The organism is Nitrospirillum bahiense (assembly GCF_007828025.1).
Taxonomy (GTDB): Bacteria; Pseudomonadota; Alphaproteobacteria; order Azospirillales; family Azospirillaceae; genus Nitrospirillum; species Nitrospirillum amazonense.
In genome coordinates, this window is record NZ_VITO01000018.1 from 101660 (window position 1) to 117405 (window position 15746).

Here is a 15746-nt window from a genome sequence, read left to right on the forward strand (position 1 = left end):
CAGCGCCATGATCTCATTTCATGCCGCTGTAGGATGCGACTGCGTCCGCCGCAGTTTTCCGGGAAGCGACAGCGGACTGGAAAACGAGGAAGCCAATCGGCCGGATGGCCGCGCCCGGCGCTTGAGGGCAGACTTAACGCAGCGACATCACCCGCACGTCGGCGGGCGGGGTGGAGACGGCGGCCGCACGGTCGGCGGCGGCGATGCGCTTTTCCAGGTCGGCGGCGTGCAAGCGGGCGGCGTCCAGGTCGCGCTGCAATTGGTCGCCCCGCGCCCGCTCCTTGCGCAGGGCCCGGCGGTGCTTGCCGGCCGACAGCCAGGAAATCAGGCCGCCGGCGAGGAAGCCCACCAGCAGGGACACGAACACCACCGCGAAGGACGGCGCCACCACCGCGCCGTCCAGCGGCCACAGCGTCAGGCGCACCAACTCCTCATTCACGATGGCGAAGTCGATGGCGACGAGGGCCAGCGGTATGGACACGATCCAGGAAAGGTAACGCAGCACTGGCCGCTCCACTGGCAACGGCCGCCCCGGACCACCCCCGGACGGGGCGGCCCCTGGGGGCGGCGCTGAGGAGGTCCCGACGGAACCGCCGGGGCCGGGTCCCACAGATGGGGGCTATCAGTCGGTGTTCAACTGCTCACGCAACTGCTTGCCCGTCTTGAAGAAGGGAATGAACTTCTCATCCACGTCCACCGCCTGGCCCGTGCGGGGGTTGCGGCCGGTGCGGGCGTCGCGCCGTTTCACGGAGAAGGCGCCGAAGCCGCGCAACTCCACCCGGTCGCCCCGGGCCAGGGCCTCGGTGATCTCGTCGAAGATGGTGGTGACGATCTTTTCCACATCGCGCTGGTAGAGGTGCGGATTGAGTTCCGCCAGCCGCATGATGAGTTCCGACTTGGTCATCGGCAATTCCCCCTTGGGCAATCGATCCCGGTGTCGCGGGACCGCTATCTTTATCGTGTCGTTGGTGCCTCCCGGCAGGCCGGCGGCCTGGGTGTACATCCACCCATGCCTAGCGGGTCCTGATACCGCGCCCCGCTTCCCCTGGTGGCCGGCCTCGGCCAGGCCCCGTGGGGTCGGAGTCACGGCCTCCGTCGCCGCCCGTCCTCCCCCAACTGTGCCGGAGCGGACCCGTCCTGGCAAGGGTAAGGTCTTCATACTCTTGCATTATCGCTGATTGAACTCAGCCTTTCGGGGGCCCTCCCCGTCGAGCTCCTCCGTCCGGCCAAGCCGGCTGGATAAGAAAAAAGCCGCCCCCAGTTGCCCGGGGACGGCCTTTTCCTACTCAAGACCCGGATGGGCCCTGAAACTCAGTCCTGACGGACCAAGTCTCAGGCCTCGTCCTTGTCCTTCTGGGCGCGCTTCAGCGCGGCGCCCAGGATGTCGCCCAGCGAGGCGCCCGAGTCGGACGAACCGAACTCGGCCATCGCCTGCTTCTCTTCCTCGACTTCCTTCGCCTTGATCGACAGGCCGATCTTGCGGCTGGCGCGATCGATCTGCGTGACCTTGGCGTCGACCTTCTCGCCGACGGCGAAACGGTCCGGGCGCTGCTCGGAACGCTCACGCGACAGGTCGGACTTGCGGATGAAGCCGGTGAAGCCGTCGACGACCGACACCTCGATGCCGCCCTCGGTGATGGCGGTGACGGTGCAGGTGACGACGTCGTTCTTCTTGACGCCGGCGACGGTGGCTTCGAACGGATCGCTGGCCAGCTGCTTGATGCCCAGGCTGATGCGTTCCTTTTCCACGTCGACGTCCAGGACCTTCACGCGGACGTGATCGCCCTTCTTGTAGTCCTGGATGGCCTCTTCACCCGACTTGTTCCAGTCGAGGTCGGACATGTGGACCATGCCGTCGATGTCGCCCGGCAGACCAACGAACAGACCGAACTCGGTGATGTTCTTGACCTCGCCTTCCAGCTCGGTGCCGGCCGGGAACTTGTCGACGAACGTCTCCCACGGGTTGTCCAGGCACTGCTTGAGGCCCAGGGAGATGCGGCGCTTCTGCGGATCCACGTCCAGCACCATGACCTCGACCTCCTGGGAGGTGGAGACGATCTTGCCGGGGTGGACGTTCTTCTTGGTCCAGGACATCTCGGAGACGTGCACCAGACCCTCGATGCCGGGCTCCAGCTCCACGAAGGCGCCGTAGTCGGTGATGTTGGTGACGCGGCCCTTGAACTTGGCGCCGACCGGGTACTTGGCTTCCACGCCTTCCCACGGATCAGCCTCAAGCTGCTTCATGCCCAGGCTGATGCGCTGGGTTTCGGAGTTGAAGCGGACGACCTGGACCGTGACGGTCTGGCCGATCTGCAGGGCTTCCGACGGATGGTTGATGCGGCGCCAGGCGATGTCGGTGACGTGCAGCAGGCCGTCGACGCCACCCAGATCCACGAACGCGCCGTAGTCGGTGATGTTCTTGACCACGCCCTGCAGAACCTGGCCTTCCTTGAGGTTGGCCACCAGCTCCGAACGGGCCTCGGCGCGGCTCTCTTCCAGAACGGCGCGACGCGACACGACGATGTTGCCGCGCGAGCGGTCCATCTTCAGGATCTGGAAGGGCTGCGGGGTGCCCATCAGCGGGGAGATGTCGCGCACCGGGCGGATGTCCACCTGGCTGCCCGGCAGGAAGGCCACGGCGCCCGACAGGTCGACCGTGAAGCCGCCCTTGACGCGGCCGAAGATGATGCCGGTGACGCGCTGCTGTTCGGTGAACGCACGCTCCAGCTGGGTCCAGGCCTCTTCGCGCTTGGCCTTCTCGCGCGACAGCATGGCTTCGCCGTGCTTGTCTTCCATGCGCTCGAGGTAAACCTCGACCGTGTCGCCGATCTTCAGCTCAACCGGCTGACCGGGGACGGCGAATTCCTTCAGCGCGACCCGGCCTTCGGACTTCAGACCAACGTCGATGAGCACCATGTCGTTCTCGATGTTGAGAACGGTGCCCTTGACCACCGTGCCTTCGAGGCTCTCGCTCGTGCCGAGCGACTCTTCCAGAAGGGCGGCGAAACTTTCCTTCATCCCACGGTCTTGGGACTTGGCGGCGGAAACCTGGGCCATTTAAACTCCTTGAGTGGATCCAGCACAGGCCCGTTCCAACCCCCCGGCAGACGCCCGGCCGACAGGAGGTTAACTTGGCCCATGGCGTCGGACACCATGCCCGGCGACTTGGGTTGAGTTGGGGGCCGCGCGGCCTAACCGTCCGTTTTAAAGGAAGCCGGGAAACGCGGGTCTGGAGCGGATGAAGTCCGTGGCGGCGACGAACGCCTGTTCGGCATCCATCATGGACGTATCAAGCAAAAACGCGTCGACAGCGGGCTTCAGCGGTGCCACCGCCCGTTGACTGTCACGCGCATCACGAACTTTCATGTCCTCCAGGACGGCCTCGTATATAGCCTCAGCGCCAGTATTCCGCAACTCCGACAAACGGCGCCGGGCACGGACCTCAACGTCGGCGGTCACGTAGAGCTTGGCGGGCGCGCCGGGGCAGACCACCGTGCCGACGTCACGGCCGTCCAGCACCGCGCCTTTTGCGCCGCCGGGCGGATGGTTGGCGAAATTCCGCTGGAAATCCAACAGGGCCGCCCGCACCTCGGGCACCACCGAGACCTTGGAGGCGGCGACCGCCACCGCGTCCTGGCGCAACGCCGGGTCGTTCATCAGCGGCAGCACGGTGGCGGCATCGAGGCCCTGGGCGGCGGCGATGGCGGCCTGCGTGTCGTCCGGCGCATGGCCGGCCCGCAACAGCGTCAACCCCACCGCGCGGTAGAGCGCGCCCGTGTCCAGGTGGGCGAAGCCCAGGGTGGCGGCCAGGCGGCGGGCCAGCGTGCCCTTGCCGCTGGCGGCTGGGCCGTCGATGGCGACGATGAAGGAAGAAGTCATGGGGATGGGGCGCCTTCGCCGAGCAAGTGGAACCGGAAGGAGGACAGGCCGGTGGCCTAACACCGCCCGCCCCGCCTGGCAAGCCGGCCCCACCCCTCACTCTTGCGTGATGGCGGCGCCAAGGGCGTTGAGCAGGGAGGCCGCCGCCGGGCCCAGGCTGGCCCGCACGGCTATGGGTTGCGCAGCGGCGGTGCCCAGCGCCAGGAAGGCCGGCGCCAGGTCGGCATCGACCTCCACCGTCGCCCCGCCCCGCGGCGGCCGGCCGTCGCCGGTGATGGTCAGCACATCCGCCCCCGCCGACACCGTGACGCCGCAGGCGCTCAAGGCCGCCACCAGGCACGGCACCATCCGGGCCAGGCGAAGGGGCAGGCTGCGCAGCACCGTCGTGCCCCGGGCGCAGGACGCTGCCACCGCCACCAGCGCCAGCTCACCGGCGCTGAGGGATGCGGCCGCGACCGCCACCCCGCGCAAGGGATGGGCCGCCGGGTGCAGCCGCAGGTCGGCCAAGGGTTCGCCCTGGCCGGCGGGCTGGGCCGGCGCGGTCAGGCTGGCGCCCATGTCACCCACACCTATGTCGCTCACGCCCATGTCGCGCAGCACGGGAAACAGGGCGATGCGGTGCTCATTGACGCCGACATGGGGCAACGCGATGCCAGGGCCGGGGCGCAGGGCGGCGGCCACCAGGGCGGCGCCCGCCAGGGAGACGTCGCCCGGCACCGCCACCCGGGCCGGCCGCAGTTCCTGCTGGCCGTCGATGCTGACGGCCCAGGCGCCGTCCGGCTGGTGGCGGGCGGTGACAGCGGCGCCGAACTGGCGCAACAGGCGTTCGGTATGGTCGGCGGTGGGCGTTTCCTCCACCACCGTGGTGCGGCCGGCGACGTTGAGCGCGGCCAGCAGCAGGGCGGACTTCACCTCGCACGCCACCGGGGCCAGCGGGCGGTGATCCACCGGCACCGGCCGGGCCGTGCCCCGCACCAGCAGCGGGGGATGGATGCCGCCCAGCCCGTCACCGGCGGGAGTGAAGGCCGCCCCCATGCGGGACAGGGGCGGCAGCGCCGTCTTCAGGAAAGCGGCGGCGGGATAACTGGTGGTGAGGAAGGTCTCGCCCTCTTGCGTGGCCAAGAGGCCGGCCAGCAAGGCGAAGGCCAGGCCGTCCGGGCCGACGTCCAGCAGGCCCGGGGCCTGGCGCAAGCCGCCCACGCCCACGCCGTGGACCCGCCAGGCGCCCTCGCCCATCGGCTCAAGGTGGGCCCCCAGCGTGCGCAGGGCCCGCACCAGCGGTTCCAGCCCGACGGGGGCGCCCGTCACCCGGCTTTCCCCCACGGCCAGCGCCGCCAGCACCAGGGCGCGCGCCGCGATGGCGGCGTCGCCCGGCACCACCGCCGTGCCGCCCAGCGGCGGGACGGGGGATGAGATCCAGGTGGATAAGGCGGGCGCGGACATGGGGATTGGAGTCCCTGGAATGACGGGGTGGAACAGTGTCCAGGATGGCCCCACCCCCGCCGCCGCGCAAGGCGTTGGGGCCCGAGGACCGCCCTGGGGGCCCCGGCGGGCGCCGCCGCATGGGACGAAAGCGCCCCCTTGTGGGTGTCTTCGAGGATTCACGTTTGACAGGGGGCGGGCTTCATGGCAAACGCCCGCTCCTGTACCTTTTTATATGGAGCGTGGACATGGCCGGCCCGGGCCGTCGCCACGCGTGTTTTTTGACGGAGGATTGCCGTGGCGAAACCGGAATGGGGCACCAAGCGGATCTGCCCGAACTGCGGCACCCGCTATTACGACATGCGGAAGAATCCGCCGACCTGCCCCTCGTGCTCGACCGTGTTCGATCCTGAGGCCCTGCTGAAGTCCCGCCGCGCCCGTCCCATCCTGGCCGACGACACCAAGAAGCCGGTCCTGGATGACGAGGACACCGGCGTCGAGGTCGAGGACGAGGAGAAGGAAGAGGCCTTGGAAGAGGCCGAGGTCGACCTGGAGGTCGATGACCTGGAGGAAGCCGAGACCGCCGACGAGGTGCCCGGCGACGATGACGAGGACGTCCTGCTGGAGGACGCCGAGGAACTGGGCGACGAGGATGACATGGGCGAGGTGGTCGACGTCGAAGGTGGCGACGAGGACCGCTAAAGTCTGAGGAATTTCAGGGCGTTGGCCGTTCCGGAAAAAAGTTTGGGAATCCCCGATTTTTCTCTTGATCCGGCCGGCGCATCTGAGCATATTCCCGCCCACACCACGCCAGCCCCCAGGCGGCGCGGGCCGAGTTAAAAATGGTTTGGGGCTATAGCTCAGCTGGGAGAGCGCTACAATGGCATTGTAGAGGTCAGGAGTTCGATCCTCCTTAGCTCCACCAAAATCCGAAAGGCCGGCTGACGACTCAGCCGGCCTTTCGTGTTTCTGATCCGATTGACTGGCCCTGCCGCCACTTTTTCTTTTCCAATGCCGGCAGTGGCGGGGTCACCTGTCACATGACTGAAAGACATGCCAGGGTCGCGGATGAAATTGCGCGCTTGATCTCCGCCCCGCATCTGCGCATATTCCCGGCCTCACCGCCGCTGCCCAGGTCATGGGCCCCAGAGGCGGTGTCCGAATTCAAAGGTTCGGGGCTATAGCTCAGCTGGGAGAGCGCTACAATGGCATTGTAGAGGTCAGCGGTTCGATCCCGCTTAGCTCCACCAAATCCGAAAGCCCGGCTGGCCCGTCCAGCCGGGCTTTCGCGCTTTCGGGGTTCTGGCAAAAGCATTCTTGAAAGCACCTGGTGCGCCGGGTGATGGTCGATCCTAAACCCATCGCCCCTCCCCCGAGTCCCGCCCATGCCCCGCCCCCATCGCCTGGCGCTCTGCGCCATCCTGATGCTGTCCGCCGCCGCACCCGCCCTGGCGGCAGCACCCGGACCCCAGACCGGGCCCCAGACAGGCCCCTGGGACACGGATTTCCTGCCGCCGCTGCCCCCCTGGCACGGCGCGTCGGAAAAGCTGGTGGTGCCGGCGGCTGATCCCTGGGCCACCCCGGCGGAGCTGACCGGCCTGACCGCCACGCCCAGCTATGACGAGACCCGCGCCTTCATCGACCGGCTGGTCTCGGCCTCACCCCTGCTGCGGCAGGAGGTGTTCGGTGTGTCGCCCGAGGGGCGGGAGATGGTGGCGGTGCTGGCGGCCAAGGGCCTGATCGACGGCAAGCCGGACCCGGCCAAGCCCCTGCTGCTGGTGCAGGCCGGCATCCACGCCGGCGAGATCGACGGCAAGGACGCCGGGCTGATGCTGCTGCGCGACATCACCCAGCGGGGCAAGGACGGCCTGCTGGACCGGGTGAACCTGCTGTTCGTGCCCATCTTCAACGTCGATGGCCATGAGCGCGCCGGCGCCTACAACCGGCCCAACCAGCGCGGCCCCATGAACCAAGGCTGGCGTACCACGGCGCAGAACCTGAACCTCAACCGCGATTACGGCAAGCTGGACACGCCCGAGATGCGGGCCATGATCGCCCTGATCCGCCGCTACCAGCCGGACCTGTACCTGGACATCCATGTCACCGACGGCATGGACTACGCCTATGACATCACCTTCGGCAATGACGAAGGCGCCGCTGGAGACCTGTTCTCCCCCGCCATCGACCGCTGGCTGGCGGGCCCCTTCAAGACGGAGGTGGGCCAAGCCCTGACCAAGGCCGGCCACATCCCCGGCCCCCTGGTGACGGAGGCCGACGGCCGCAAGCCAGAGGGCGGCATCGCCGGCGGCACCACGCCCCTGCGCTATTCCATCGGCTACGGCAACCTGGCGCACATACCCACCGTGCTGGTGGAGAACCATTCGCTGAAGCCCTACCGCCAGCGGGTGCTGGGCACCTATGTGCTGATCGAGCGGTCGCTGACCCTGCTGGCGGAACAGGGCGCGGTTCTGCGCCAAGCCGTGGCGTCCGACCGCGCCCGCCGCCCCGTCACCCTGCCCGTGGCGTTCGAGGTGGAGAAGACGCCCAGCGCCAGCGTGGAGTTCCGGACCATGCGGCATGAGAGCTACATCTCCCCCGCCTCAGGCGGGGTGGAGGTGCGCTGGCTGGGCCGGCCGGGCGCCACGGTGCGCATGCCCGTCTTCCTGGATCACCCCAGCGTCACGGTCGCGCGGCCCGAGGCCTATTGGGTGCCGGCGACCAAGCCGGAGATCATCGCGCGGCTGCGCCTGCACGGCCTGGCGATGGAGACCCAGGACCAGCCGCGCGAGGTCACGGTGGACGCCGTGCGCCTGACGGAGCCCAAGCTGGCCACCGAAACCAACGAGGGCCACGTCATGCTAGACACGGCCGGGTATGTGCACGAGACGCGCACGGTGCTCTACCCCAAGGGCAGCGTGCGCGTGCCCACCGACCAGCCCCTGGGCGACCTGGCCGGCCAACTGCTGGAAGCGGAGAGCACCGAGTCGTTCCTGGCCTGGGGCTTCTTCCCCGAAATCCTGCAGCGCACGGAGTATATCGAGCCCTATGCCATCGCCCCGCTGGCCGAGCGCATGCTGGCCACCGACCCGGCCCTGAAAGCCGCCTTCGAGGCCAAGCTGAAGGCCGACCCCGGCTTCGCCACCAACCCGGACCAGCGCCTGGCCTGGTTCTATGAGCGTACGCCCTACAGCGACGCCGCCTACCTGCGCTATCCCGTGGGGCGGGAGATGGGGCGCTGACGGAAAAAAGGCCGCCCCCGGGGATGGAGGCGGCCTTTCTTCGGTTCAGCGTGCCGGCACCGGTTTACTTGCCGGTCAACACCCAGTCGGGACGGACCCAGTGGCAGGTGTAGCCGCCGATGTTCTTTTCCAGATAGTCCTGGTGATAGTCCTCGGCCTCCCAGAAGGTGCCGGCGGGAACGATCTGGGTGACGACCTTGCCGGGCCACCGGCCCGACGCGTCGACCTCGGCCGTCACTTCCTCGGCCGCGGCCTTCTGCTCGGGCGAGGCGTAGAAGATGGCGCTGCGGTACTGGCTGCCGATGTCGTTGCCCTGGCGGTTGGTGGTCGTCGGGTCGTGGATCTGGAAAAAGAACTCGATCAGGCGGCGGTAGGTCAGCCTGGCCGGATCGAAGGTGATCTCGATGGCTTCGGCGTGGCCGGTGGTGCCGGTCTTCACCTCCTTGTAGGTCGGGTTTCGCAGCTCACCGCCGATGTAGCCCACGCGGGTATCCACCACGCCCGGCACCTTGCGGATCAGATCTTCCATACCCCAGAAGCAGCCACCGGCCAGCGTCGCGGTTTCGGTCGTCATTGTCGTCATCCTTGGGAAAGGCAAACAGTCAGGCACTGCAAGTAAGCGCTGGCGGGCCCGGCTTCAACAGCGATGTTCCTGGGGATGTCGGAAGGGTGGCGAGCGGCTACAGTGGCGCCCATGCGCTCTGCCAATTCCTTCCTCAACATCTGGACGTTCCTATGCGTGCATGCACCGGACAACGCAGATGAGTAGCTGTCGAGAGATGGATATGAGTTATATTTAGGTTTTGCGATACGCAACATATGCCTCCAACGAAATCTGCCCAAGCGCAAGGGAGCCATTGAATGAGAGATTATTTCAGATGGCATTACCGGCCAACTGAAGACCAATTTTCCTTTTTGTGGAAGAATGGTATTTTTATTTTTGATACAAATGTATTGCTTGCTATGTACCGATACCCAGAGCAAGTAAGAAATATATTCTTTTCAGTTATGGGGAAAATATCTGAAAGAATATGGATTCCATATCAGGTTGGTTTGGAATTTCACAGAAATAGATTTAGTAGGATAAACACAGAAAACAAAAAAGTGAACGACATCATCGATCGAATAACTTCTAATGGATTAGAAATAATAAAATTAACAGAAAGCCTCACAAAAAATAATGTAAATGCCGGAGTGAGTCCTGAGGAAATTTCCACAAAAATCAAGGAATTTAGAATAGCACACGAGAGGATAATATCATCGATATCTGTTTCCAAAAAAAATTTGCCAATCAGCACATTAGACGATCCAATTGGTATTAAGATTTCTGAATTATTTGAAGGAAAAGTGGGCTCCCCCCCCAGAGATCAATCGGAGATCGATGAACTTACTCGTGATGCCGACGATCGTTATAACAACAAAATACCGCCCGGATTTAAGGACAACAATCCGAAGGACGAATCATATTTCTTTGACGGGAAAATAAAATACAGAAATAAATATGGAGATCTCATCATATGGAAGCAGTCAATTGCCCATGCAAGGGACAATAATATTAAAAATATTATCTTCGTCACAGATGATAGCAAGACAGATTGGTGGGATGTTGATAATCACCAAACTCGCGGCCCCCTTCCCGCATTAATTCAAGAAATAATTGAAGTTGGTGGAGTCGATCTATTTTGGATGTATAAATCGGATCAATTTCTACAGTTTGCGGAAAAATATATCAATGCCAACGAGGTTACTGAAGAAACGATAAACCAGGTCAAGGACATAGTTGAGAAATCGACGAACTATCAGAGTGACGCCGAAATAGCACAAAATCAAATTGCTTTCGATAAAATACCCACAACTCCGCAAGATCACAGCTATAGAAATGAGACAATAAATATTTTTATGGATGCTGAAATGGCCATACATTATTGGCTAATAGGACAACTTGGAGGTAGAATATTTAATGGCGGCCTATTCCCTGAGTACGTTGCCAAAACGCCACGAGGCGTTATTGGGATTGAAACCATTGCCATGGAAACAATAAATTTAGAAAGGATATTAGCAATATCATTGAATATATCGAAAAAGAGAATTGCGGAAACTCTACACGGAGAAATAATAGGGCTCTCCTTAATCGTCGCATCGAAAAATAAAATTGAAGAGTCGGAAATAAAATACTATCAGAAAATGTGTGAGGAAATATCCAAAATCAGCACGGTAGCGCCCATTGTAATTGGTAACGTCATCGGCGATGAATTCATCCCTTTAGTTGAGACAATACCTTTATAATGCGCGCTGCCTATCTCTCCCTCACCGCCGCCATGGTCCTGGTTGGCCTGTCCGTGCCCATCAGCAAGATGGCGGTGGCCGCCGTGCCGCCCCTGGTGGCCGCCGATGTGCGCTTCGCCCTGGTGGCCCTGGCGCTCAGCCCTTGGGCCCTTCGCCATGGACGCCGCGTCCTGCCGGCCACGGGCGGCGACTGGGCCAGCCTGGCCCTGCTGTCGCTGTTCGGCATGGTGTTGTTCAACGTCTTCCTGATGTACGGCCTGCGAGGCACCAGCGCCACCACCGCCGGCATCCTGACCAGCACCATCCCCGCCGTGACCGCCCTGTGCGCCGCCGCCATCCTGCGCGAGCGGCTGACCCTGCGGAATGGTGCGGCCATCGCCCTGGCCATGGCCGGCATCGCCGCCCTGAACCTGGCGTCCGGCGGCCACGAGGGTGGTGGCGGCGCCAGCGACACGCTGCGCGGCAACGCCCTGGTCCTGGGTGCGGTGGTGTCGGAGGGGCTGTACAACGTCTATGCCCGGCGGCTGGCGGGCGTATCACCCCTGGCCGTCACCTTCCTCGCCAATCTGATGGCGGCGGTGCTGGCCCTGCCCTTCGCCATCCTGACGGCGCGGGGAATGACGCCCGAGGCGCTGTGGGGCGCCCTGTCGCCAGGCGCCTGGGCGCTGTACGCCGCGGCCTCGCTGGGCAACGGCCTGGTGGCGGTGGTGTTGTGGCTGCGCGGTGCGGCCCGCATCCCGGCCAGCCACAGCGGCCTGTTCACTGGCCTGCTGCCCGTCACCGTGCTGGTGCCGTCGCTGTTCCTGCTGGGTGAGCGGCCGACCCTGGCCCACGCCCTGGGGCTGGCGGGCGTGCTGGCCGGCATCGCCGTGGGCGTCATGCCCGGGCGAAACCGGCCAGCGACCGCGCGACCTCAGGAAGCCGAGCCGTAAACAGTCTCAAGCTCGGCATCGTCGAAGCGGTAGTGGGTGCTGCAGAACTCGCAGGCGACATCCACGGCGCCATCGAGCTTCAGTTCGGCCACTTCCTCGCGCGGCAGGGACTTCAGCACCGTCACCACCCGTTCCCGCGAGCAGCGGCACTGCGCCGCCAGGCCGTGCGGGTCGTAGGCCCGCACCTCTTCCTCATGGAACAGGCGGAACAGCACGTCGTTCACCGGCAGCGCCGGGTCCAGCACCTCGGCCGGGGTGACGGTGGACAACAGGGCCATGGCCCGGCGCCAATCGTCCTCCAGGTCGCTGGGCTTGGCGTCCGACGCCACGCTGCCGGCATCCTCATCCGGCAGGGCCTGCAGCATGATGGCACCGCCACCCCAAGCGCCCCCATCAGATAGGCCGGCATGGACGATGATGCCCGTGGCCAGCTGTTCCGACTGGGTGAAGTAGTGGCGCACGCAGTCATCCATGCGATCCCCATCCAGGCCGACGATGCCCTGATAGCGCTGGGTGTGCTCGCCCTGGTCGACGGTGAAGGCCAGGTAACCCTTGCCCAGCAGGGCGGGCACGGGCGCCGTCTCGACCTCATCCGTCAGGGCGGCCTTCAGCTTGTCCTCATCGAACTGGGCGTAGCCGCGCACGGCGCCGGCACTGGTGACGTCGGCCACCATCAGGTTGATGGGGCCGTCACCCTTGGTCTGCAGGGTGAACACGCCCTCATACTTCAACGCCGCCGCCAGTGTGGTCGCCAGCGTGATCGTTTCCGCCAGCATCTGGGCTACGGGGCCCGGATAGGCGTGGCGGCCCAGGATCTCGTCCAGCACGGGGCCCAAGCGCACCATGCGGCCGCGCAGGTTGGACCGGTCCAGCTGGAAGGGCTGCACCACGTCGAGGTCCCGGGAAGCAAGGGCGGAGGCGAGGGTGGAAACGGCGGCGGTGGTCATGATCGCTTACCCCAAAAACAAAGGCGCCCGACCGGGGTCAACCGATCGGGGCCTTATGGATAACCTCAAGGCCGGACAAGCTTGGTCCGGTGCCGGAACGATCAGGCGTTCAAGCACCAGGCCAGGATGCCCTTCTGGGCGTGCAGGCGGTTCTCCGCCTCGTCCCAGACGACGGACTGCGGACCGTCGATGACGGAGGAGGTCACCTCCTCCTCCCGATGGGCCGGCAGGCAATGCATGAATATGGCGTCGGGGGAGGCCAGTTTCATCAGCGCGTCATTGACCTGGAAGGGGGCCAGCAATGCCATGCGCGCAGGCGCATCCTTGTGATGCATGGAGACCCAGGTGTCCGTCACCACGATGTCGGCACCCTCGGCCGCGGCCTTGGGATCTTCCGTCACCACCAGGCGGGCGCCTTCGCGCGCCGCCCAGGCGATGGTGTCGGCCGTGGGCTGCAGGCTGGCCGGCGCCGCCACGCGCATTTCGAAGCCGAAGCGGGCGGCGGCATGAATCCAGCTCTGGCAGACGTTGTTGGCATCGCCGCTCCAGCAGACCACACGGCCCTCGATGGGCCCGCGCTTCTCCTCGAACGTCATGATGTCCGCCATGATCTGGCAGGGGTGGGAGGTGTCGGTCAGGCCGTTGATGACGGGGATGCTGGCGGCCCCCGCCATCTCGTGCACCTTGGTCTCATGATCCGTGCGGATCATGATGACGTTGACGAAGCGCGACAGCACCCGGGCCGTGTCGGCGATGGTTTCGCCATGGCCCAGCTGGATCTCGCGCCCCGTCAGGGTGATGACATCACCGCCCAGCTGGCGCATCCCCACCTCGAACGAGACGCGGGTGCGGGTGGACGGCTTCTCGAAAATGGTGGCCAGCGTCAGGCCCCGGAAGGGCTGCGGGTGCTGGGCCGTGCCGTTGGTCTGCTTCAGGTCCCGGCCCCGCTTCAGGATTTCGCGCAGCGTGGCCGTATCGAAATCGCTGATGTCCAGGAAATGCCGGACCGTCTTGGTCGTCGCGGTCATGATGTGGATACCCCTCAGGCCGCCAGGGCCGCGCAGGTGCGGTCCAGGATGGCCACGGCCTCATTGATCTCGGCCTCGCCCACGATCAGCGGCGGCAGGATGCGGACGACGTTGTCGGCGGCGGAGACCACCAGCATGCCGTTGTCGCGCAATGCCGTGACCAGGTCGCCCACCGGCGTCACGCACTTCACGCCCAGGATCAGGCCCTTGCCGCGCACGCTGTCCAGCACGGTGGGATGGCGCGCCACCAGTTCTTCCAGCTTGCCCTGCAGCAGGGCGCCCTTGGCGATGACGTTATCCAGGAAGCCCGGCTGCGTCATCACGTCCAGCACGGCGTTGCCGACGGCCATGGCCAGCGGGTTGCCGCCGAAGGTGCTGCCATGGGTGCCGGCCACCATGCCCTGGGCCGCCTTTTCGGTGGCCAGGCACGCGCCCAGCGGGAAGCCGCCGCCGATGCCCTTGGCGATGCACATCACGTCCGGGGTGATGCCCGCCCATTCATGGGCGAACAGCTTGCCCGACCGGCCCATGCCGCTCTGGATCTCGTCGAAGTACAGCAGCAGGCCGTACTCGTCGCAGATGGCGCGCAGGGCGCGCAGGTAGTCCAGGCTGGCCGGGCGCATGCCGCCCTCGCCCAGGATGGGCTCCACCAGGATGGCGGCCGTCTGCGGCGTGATGGCGGCGCGCAACTCGTTCAAATTGTCGTAGGCCACCCGGTCGAAGGCGTCCAGCAGGGGACCGAAGCCCTTCACCATCTTGTCCTGGCCGCTGGCGGCGATGGCCGTCATGGTGCGGCCGTGGAAATTGCCGCCGGCGACGATGAAGCGCGTCTTCTCCGGATGGCCGGTCTCATAGTGATACTTGCGCACCAGCTTCACACCGCATTCCCACGCCTCGACGCCGGAATTGGTGAAGAACATGGTGTCGGCGAAGGTCAGTTCCCGCAGGCGGCTGGCCAGCTTCTCCTGCCCCGCCACGCGGAACAGGTTGGAGGTGTGCCACAGCTTGTGCGCCTGCTCGGTCAGCTTCTCCACCAGGTAGGGATGGGCGTGGCCGAGGGCGTTCACCGCGATGCCGCTGGTGAAATCCAGGAATCGTCGGCCGGTGGTGTCGTAAAGGAAGCAGCCCTCACCCCGCTCGAACACAACGTCGATCCGGGAATAGGTCGGCATCACGACAGGAATCACGGCCAGACACTCCTTTATTTCTTGAGGCGCGTTACACGGAATTATCATAAAACCAGGGTCACCCCCGGCGCGCCAACCGGGGTTTGGAACCGCCGACTATTGTGCGCTGCAAGCCCTCCGTCAATCTCAACCGGCCCCATTCTGAAGATCCCCTGCCATGCACCGGCCGTGCAGGACGCATGCGTCGCGCGGGGCCATGGATGGGCACGCGGGACAAGGCCAACGCCCTTGGCCCGGGAGATGTTGCGAAAAGCCCCAGAAACGCTTAAGAGTTTTGAAGCGTCCGGCCCGTTTCGGCGGGGGGCGGTGGTGCGTCATGGGGAATGCGCGCCGGCCAGGACCAGGGAATTTTTAGCCTCCGGCTCAGGCCGGACTATGAGGGGGACCGATGGCCAGTGACATCCTCGATCCGCGCAGCTTTTTGCGGCCGGGCCTGAACGGCGGACCGCAGACGGAATCGACGCCCGACCTGGGCGGCGGGGTCACCACCATCTCGCCCGAGGCCCGTATCGAGGGCGCCAAGATCTCCCACTGCCACACCCTGCACGTCGCCGGCCGCCTGGTCGATGTGACGCTGAACGAGGTGAAGGTGTTGGAGGTGGCCGAGGGCGGCCACTTCGAAGGCACCGCCGTGGTGGAGAGCATGAAGGTTTCCGGCCGCGCCACCGGCACCATCGAGGTGACGGGCACCCTGTCCATCGGTGAGACCGGTCAGGTCGACGGCACCATCCGTTACGGCCGCATCAGCATCGCCGACGGCGGTTCCATCTCCGGCACCATCCAGAGCGGCAAGTCCCACTGAGCGGCCGGGACGCTTAAGTCTGGT

The 15746-nt window shown here is 65.0% G+C and carries 14 protein-coding genes and 2 tRNA genes; 7 read left to right on the forward strand and 9 right to left on the reverse strand.

All coding sequences use genetic code 11. The annotated features are described in order from the left end of the window. Positions 1-133: 133 nt before the first annotated feature. The 5 genes from FBZ88_RS22565 to FBZ88_RS22585 form a co-directional block, all read right to left on the reverse strand. Positions 134-505, reverse strand: coding sequence for a lipopolysaccharide assembly protein LapA domain-containing protein (locus FBZ88_RS22565; RefSeq protein WP_186464558.1), 372 nt, complete (start codon positions 503-505; stop codon positions 134-136). Positions 506-622: 117 nt separating this feature from the next. Next, positions 623-904 carry an integration host factor subunit beta gene (ihfB, locus tag FBZ88_RS22570; protein ID WP_040845205.1) on the reverse strand — a complete coding sequence of 94 codons (282 nt, stop codon included), beginning with the start codon at positions 902-904 and terminating at the stop codon, positions 623-625. Positions 905-1332: 428 nt separating this feature from the next. After that, entirely contained in the window at positions 1333-3057 is a 1725-nt protein-coding gene (gene rpsA, locus FBZ88_RS22575; RefSeq protein ID WP_004272478.1) for a 30S ribosomal protein S1, read from the reverse strand. 147 nt (positions 3058-3204) lie between these two features. Next, positions 3205-3879 (reverse strand): (d)CMP kinase, encoded by a 675-nt coding sequence (gene cmk, locus FBZ88_RS22580; protein ID WP_145619359.1) that lies wholly within the window; start codon positions 3877-3879, stop codon positions 3205-3207. Positions 3880-3975: 96 nt separating this feature from the next. Beyond that, positions 3976-5322 carry a 3-phosphoshikimate 1-carboxyvinyltransferase gene (locus tag FBZ88_RS22585; protein ID WP_145619360.1) on the reverse strand — a complete coding sequence of 449 codons (1347 nt, stop codon included), beginning with the start codon at positions 5320-5322 and terminating at the stop codon, positions 3976-3978. Between the two features lie 276 nt (positions 5323-5598). Here FBZ88_RS22585 and FBZ88_RS22590 point away from each other — a divergent pair, with 276 nt between their 5' ends. The 4 genes from FBZ88_RS22590 to FBZ88_RS22605 all read left to right on the forward strand — a co-directional run bounded on the left by FBZ88_RS22590 (position 5599) and on the right by FBZ88_RS22605 (position 8540). Next, on the forward strand, positions 5599-6003 hold the full coding sequence (locus FBZ88_RS22590) for a TIGR02300 family protein (RefSeq protein ID WP_145610996.1): 405 nt from the start codon (positions 5599-5601) through the stop codon (positions 6001-6003). Positions 6004-6150: 147 nt separating this feature from the next. After that, a tRNA-Ala gene (locus tag FBZ88_RS22595) sits at positions 6151-6226 on the forward strand. A 249-nt stretch (positions 6227-6475) separates the two neighbouring features. After that, positions 6476-6551, forward strand: a tRNA-Ala gene (locus FBZ88_RS22600). A 135-nt stretch (positions 6552-6686) separates the two neighbouring features. Further along, a complete protein-coding gene (locus tag FBZ88_RS22605) occupies positions 6687-8540 on the forward strand; it encodes a M14 family metallopeptidase (RefSeq protein ID WP_186464559.1) in 1854 nt (617 codons plus the stop codon). A gap of 64 nt (positions 8541-8604) precedes the next feature. Here the strand turns inward: FBZ88_RS22605 and msrA are convergent, their stop codons facing one another. Continuing rightward, complete coding sequence (msrA, locus tag FBZ88_RS22610; RefSeq protein WP_145619361.1) at positions 8605-9114, reverse strand: peptide-methionine (S)-S-oxide reductase MsrA; 510 nt, start codon at positions 9112-9114, stop codon at positions 8605-8607. Between the two features lie 287 nt (positions 9115-9401). Here msrA and FBZ88_RS22615 point away from each other — a divergent pair, with 287 nt between their 5' ends. Together FBZ88_RS22615 and FBZ88_RS22620 are read left to right on the forward strand one after the other, a co-directional pair. Further along, entirely contained in the window at positions 9402-10826 is a 1425-nt protein-coding gene (locus FBZ88_RS22615) for a PIN-like domain-containing protein (protein WP_145619362.1), read from the forward strand. Beyond that, positions 10826-11758: a DMT family transporter gene (locus tag FBZ88_RS22620; protein WP_145619363.1), complete on the forward strand. Its 933-nt coding sequence runs from the start codon at positions 10826-10828 to the stop codon at positions 11756-11758. The genes FBZ88_RS22615 and FBZ88_RS22620 overlap by 1 nt, the downstream gene beginning before the upstream one ends. On the opposite strand, the gene hslO is transcribed toward FBZ88_RS22620, so the two are convergent. The 3 genes from hslO to FBZ88_RS22635 form a co-directional block, all read right to left on the reverse strand. Next, complete coding sequence (hslO, locus tag FBZ88_RS22625; protein ID WP_145619364.1) at positions 11740-12705, reverse strand: Hsp33 family molecular chaperone HslO; 966 nt, start codon at positions 12703-12705, stop codon at positions 11740-11742. The genes FBZ88_RS22620 and hslO overlap by 19 nt on opposite strands. Before the next feature lie 101 nt (positions 12706-12806). Continuing rightward, complete coding sequence (argF, locus tag FBZ88_RS22630; protein ID WP_145610994.1) at positions 12807-13733, reverse strand: ornithine carbamoyltransferase; 927 nt, start codon at positions 13731-13733, stop codon at positions 12807-12809. Between the two features lie 14 nt (positions 13734-13747). Continuing rightward, complete coding sequence (locus tag FBZ88_RS22635) at positions 13748-14920, reverse strand: aspartate aminotransferase family protein (protein ID WP_145619365.1); 1173 nt, start codon at positions 14918-14920, stop codon at positions 13748-13750. A gap of 388 nt (positions 14921-15308) precedes the next feature. Between FBZ88_RS22635 and FBZ88_RS22640 the strand changes: the two genes are divergently transcribed. Further along, positions 15309-15722, forward strand: coding sequence for a bactofilin family protein (locus FBZ88_RS22640; RefSeq protein WP_145610992.1), 414 nt, complete (start codon positions 15309-15311; stop codon positions 15720-15722). The last annotated feature ends 24 nt before the right edge of the window (positions 15723-15746 follow it).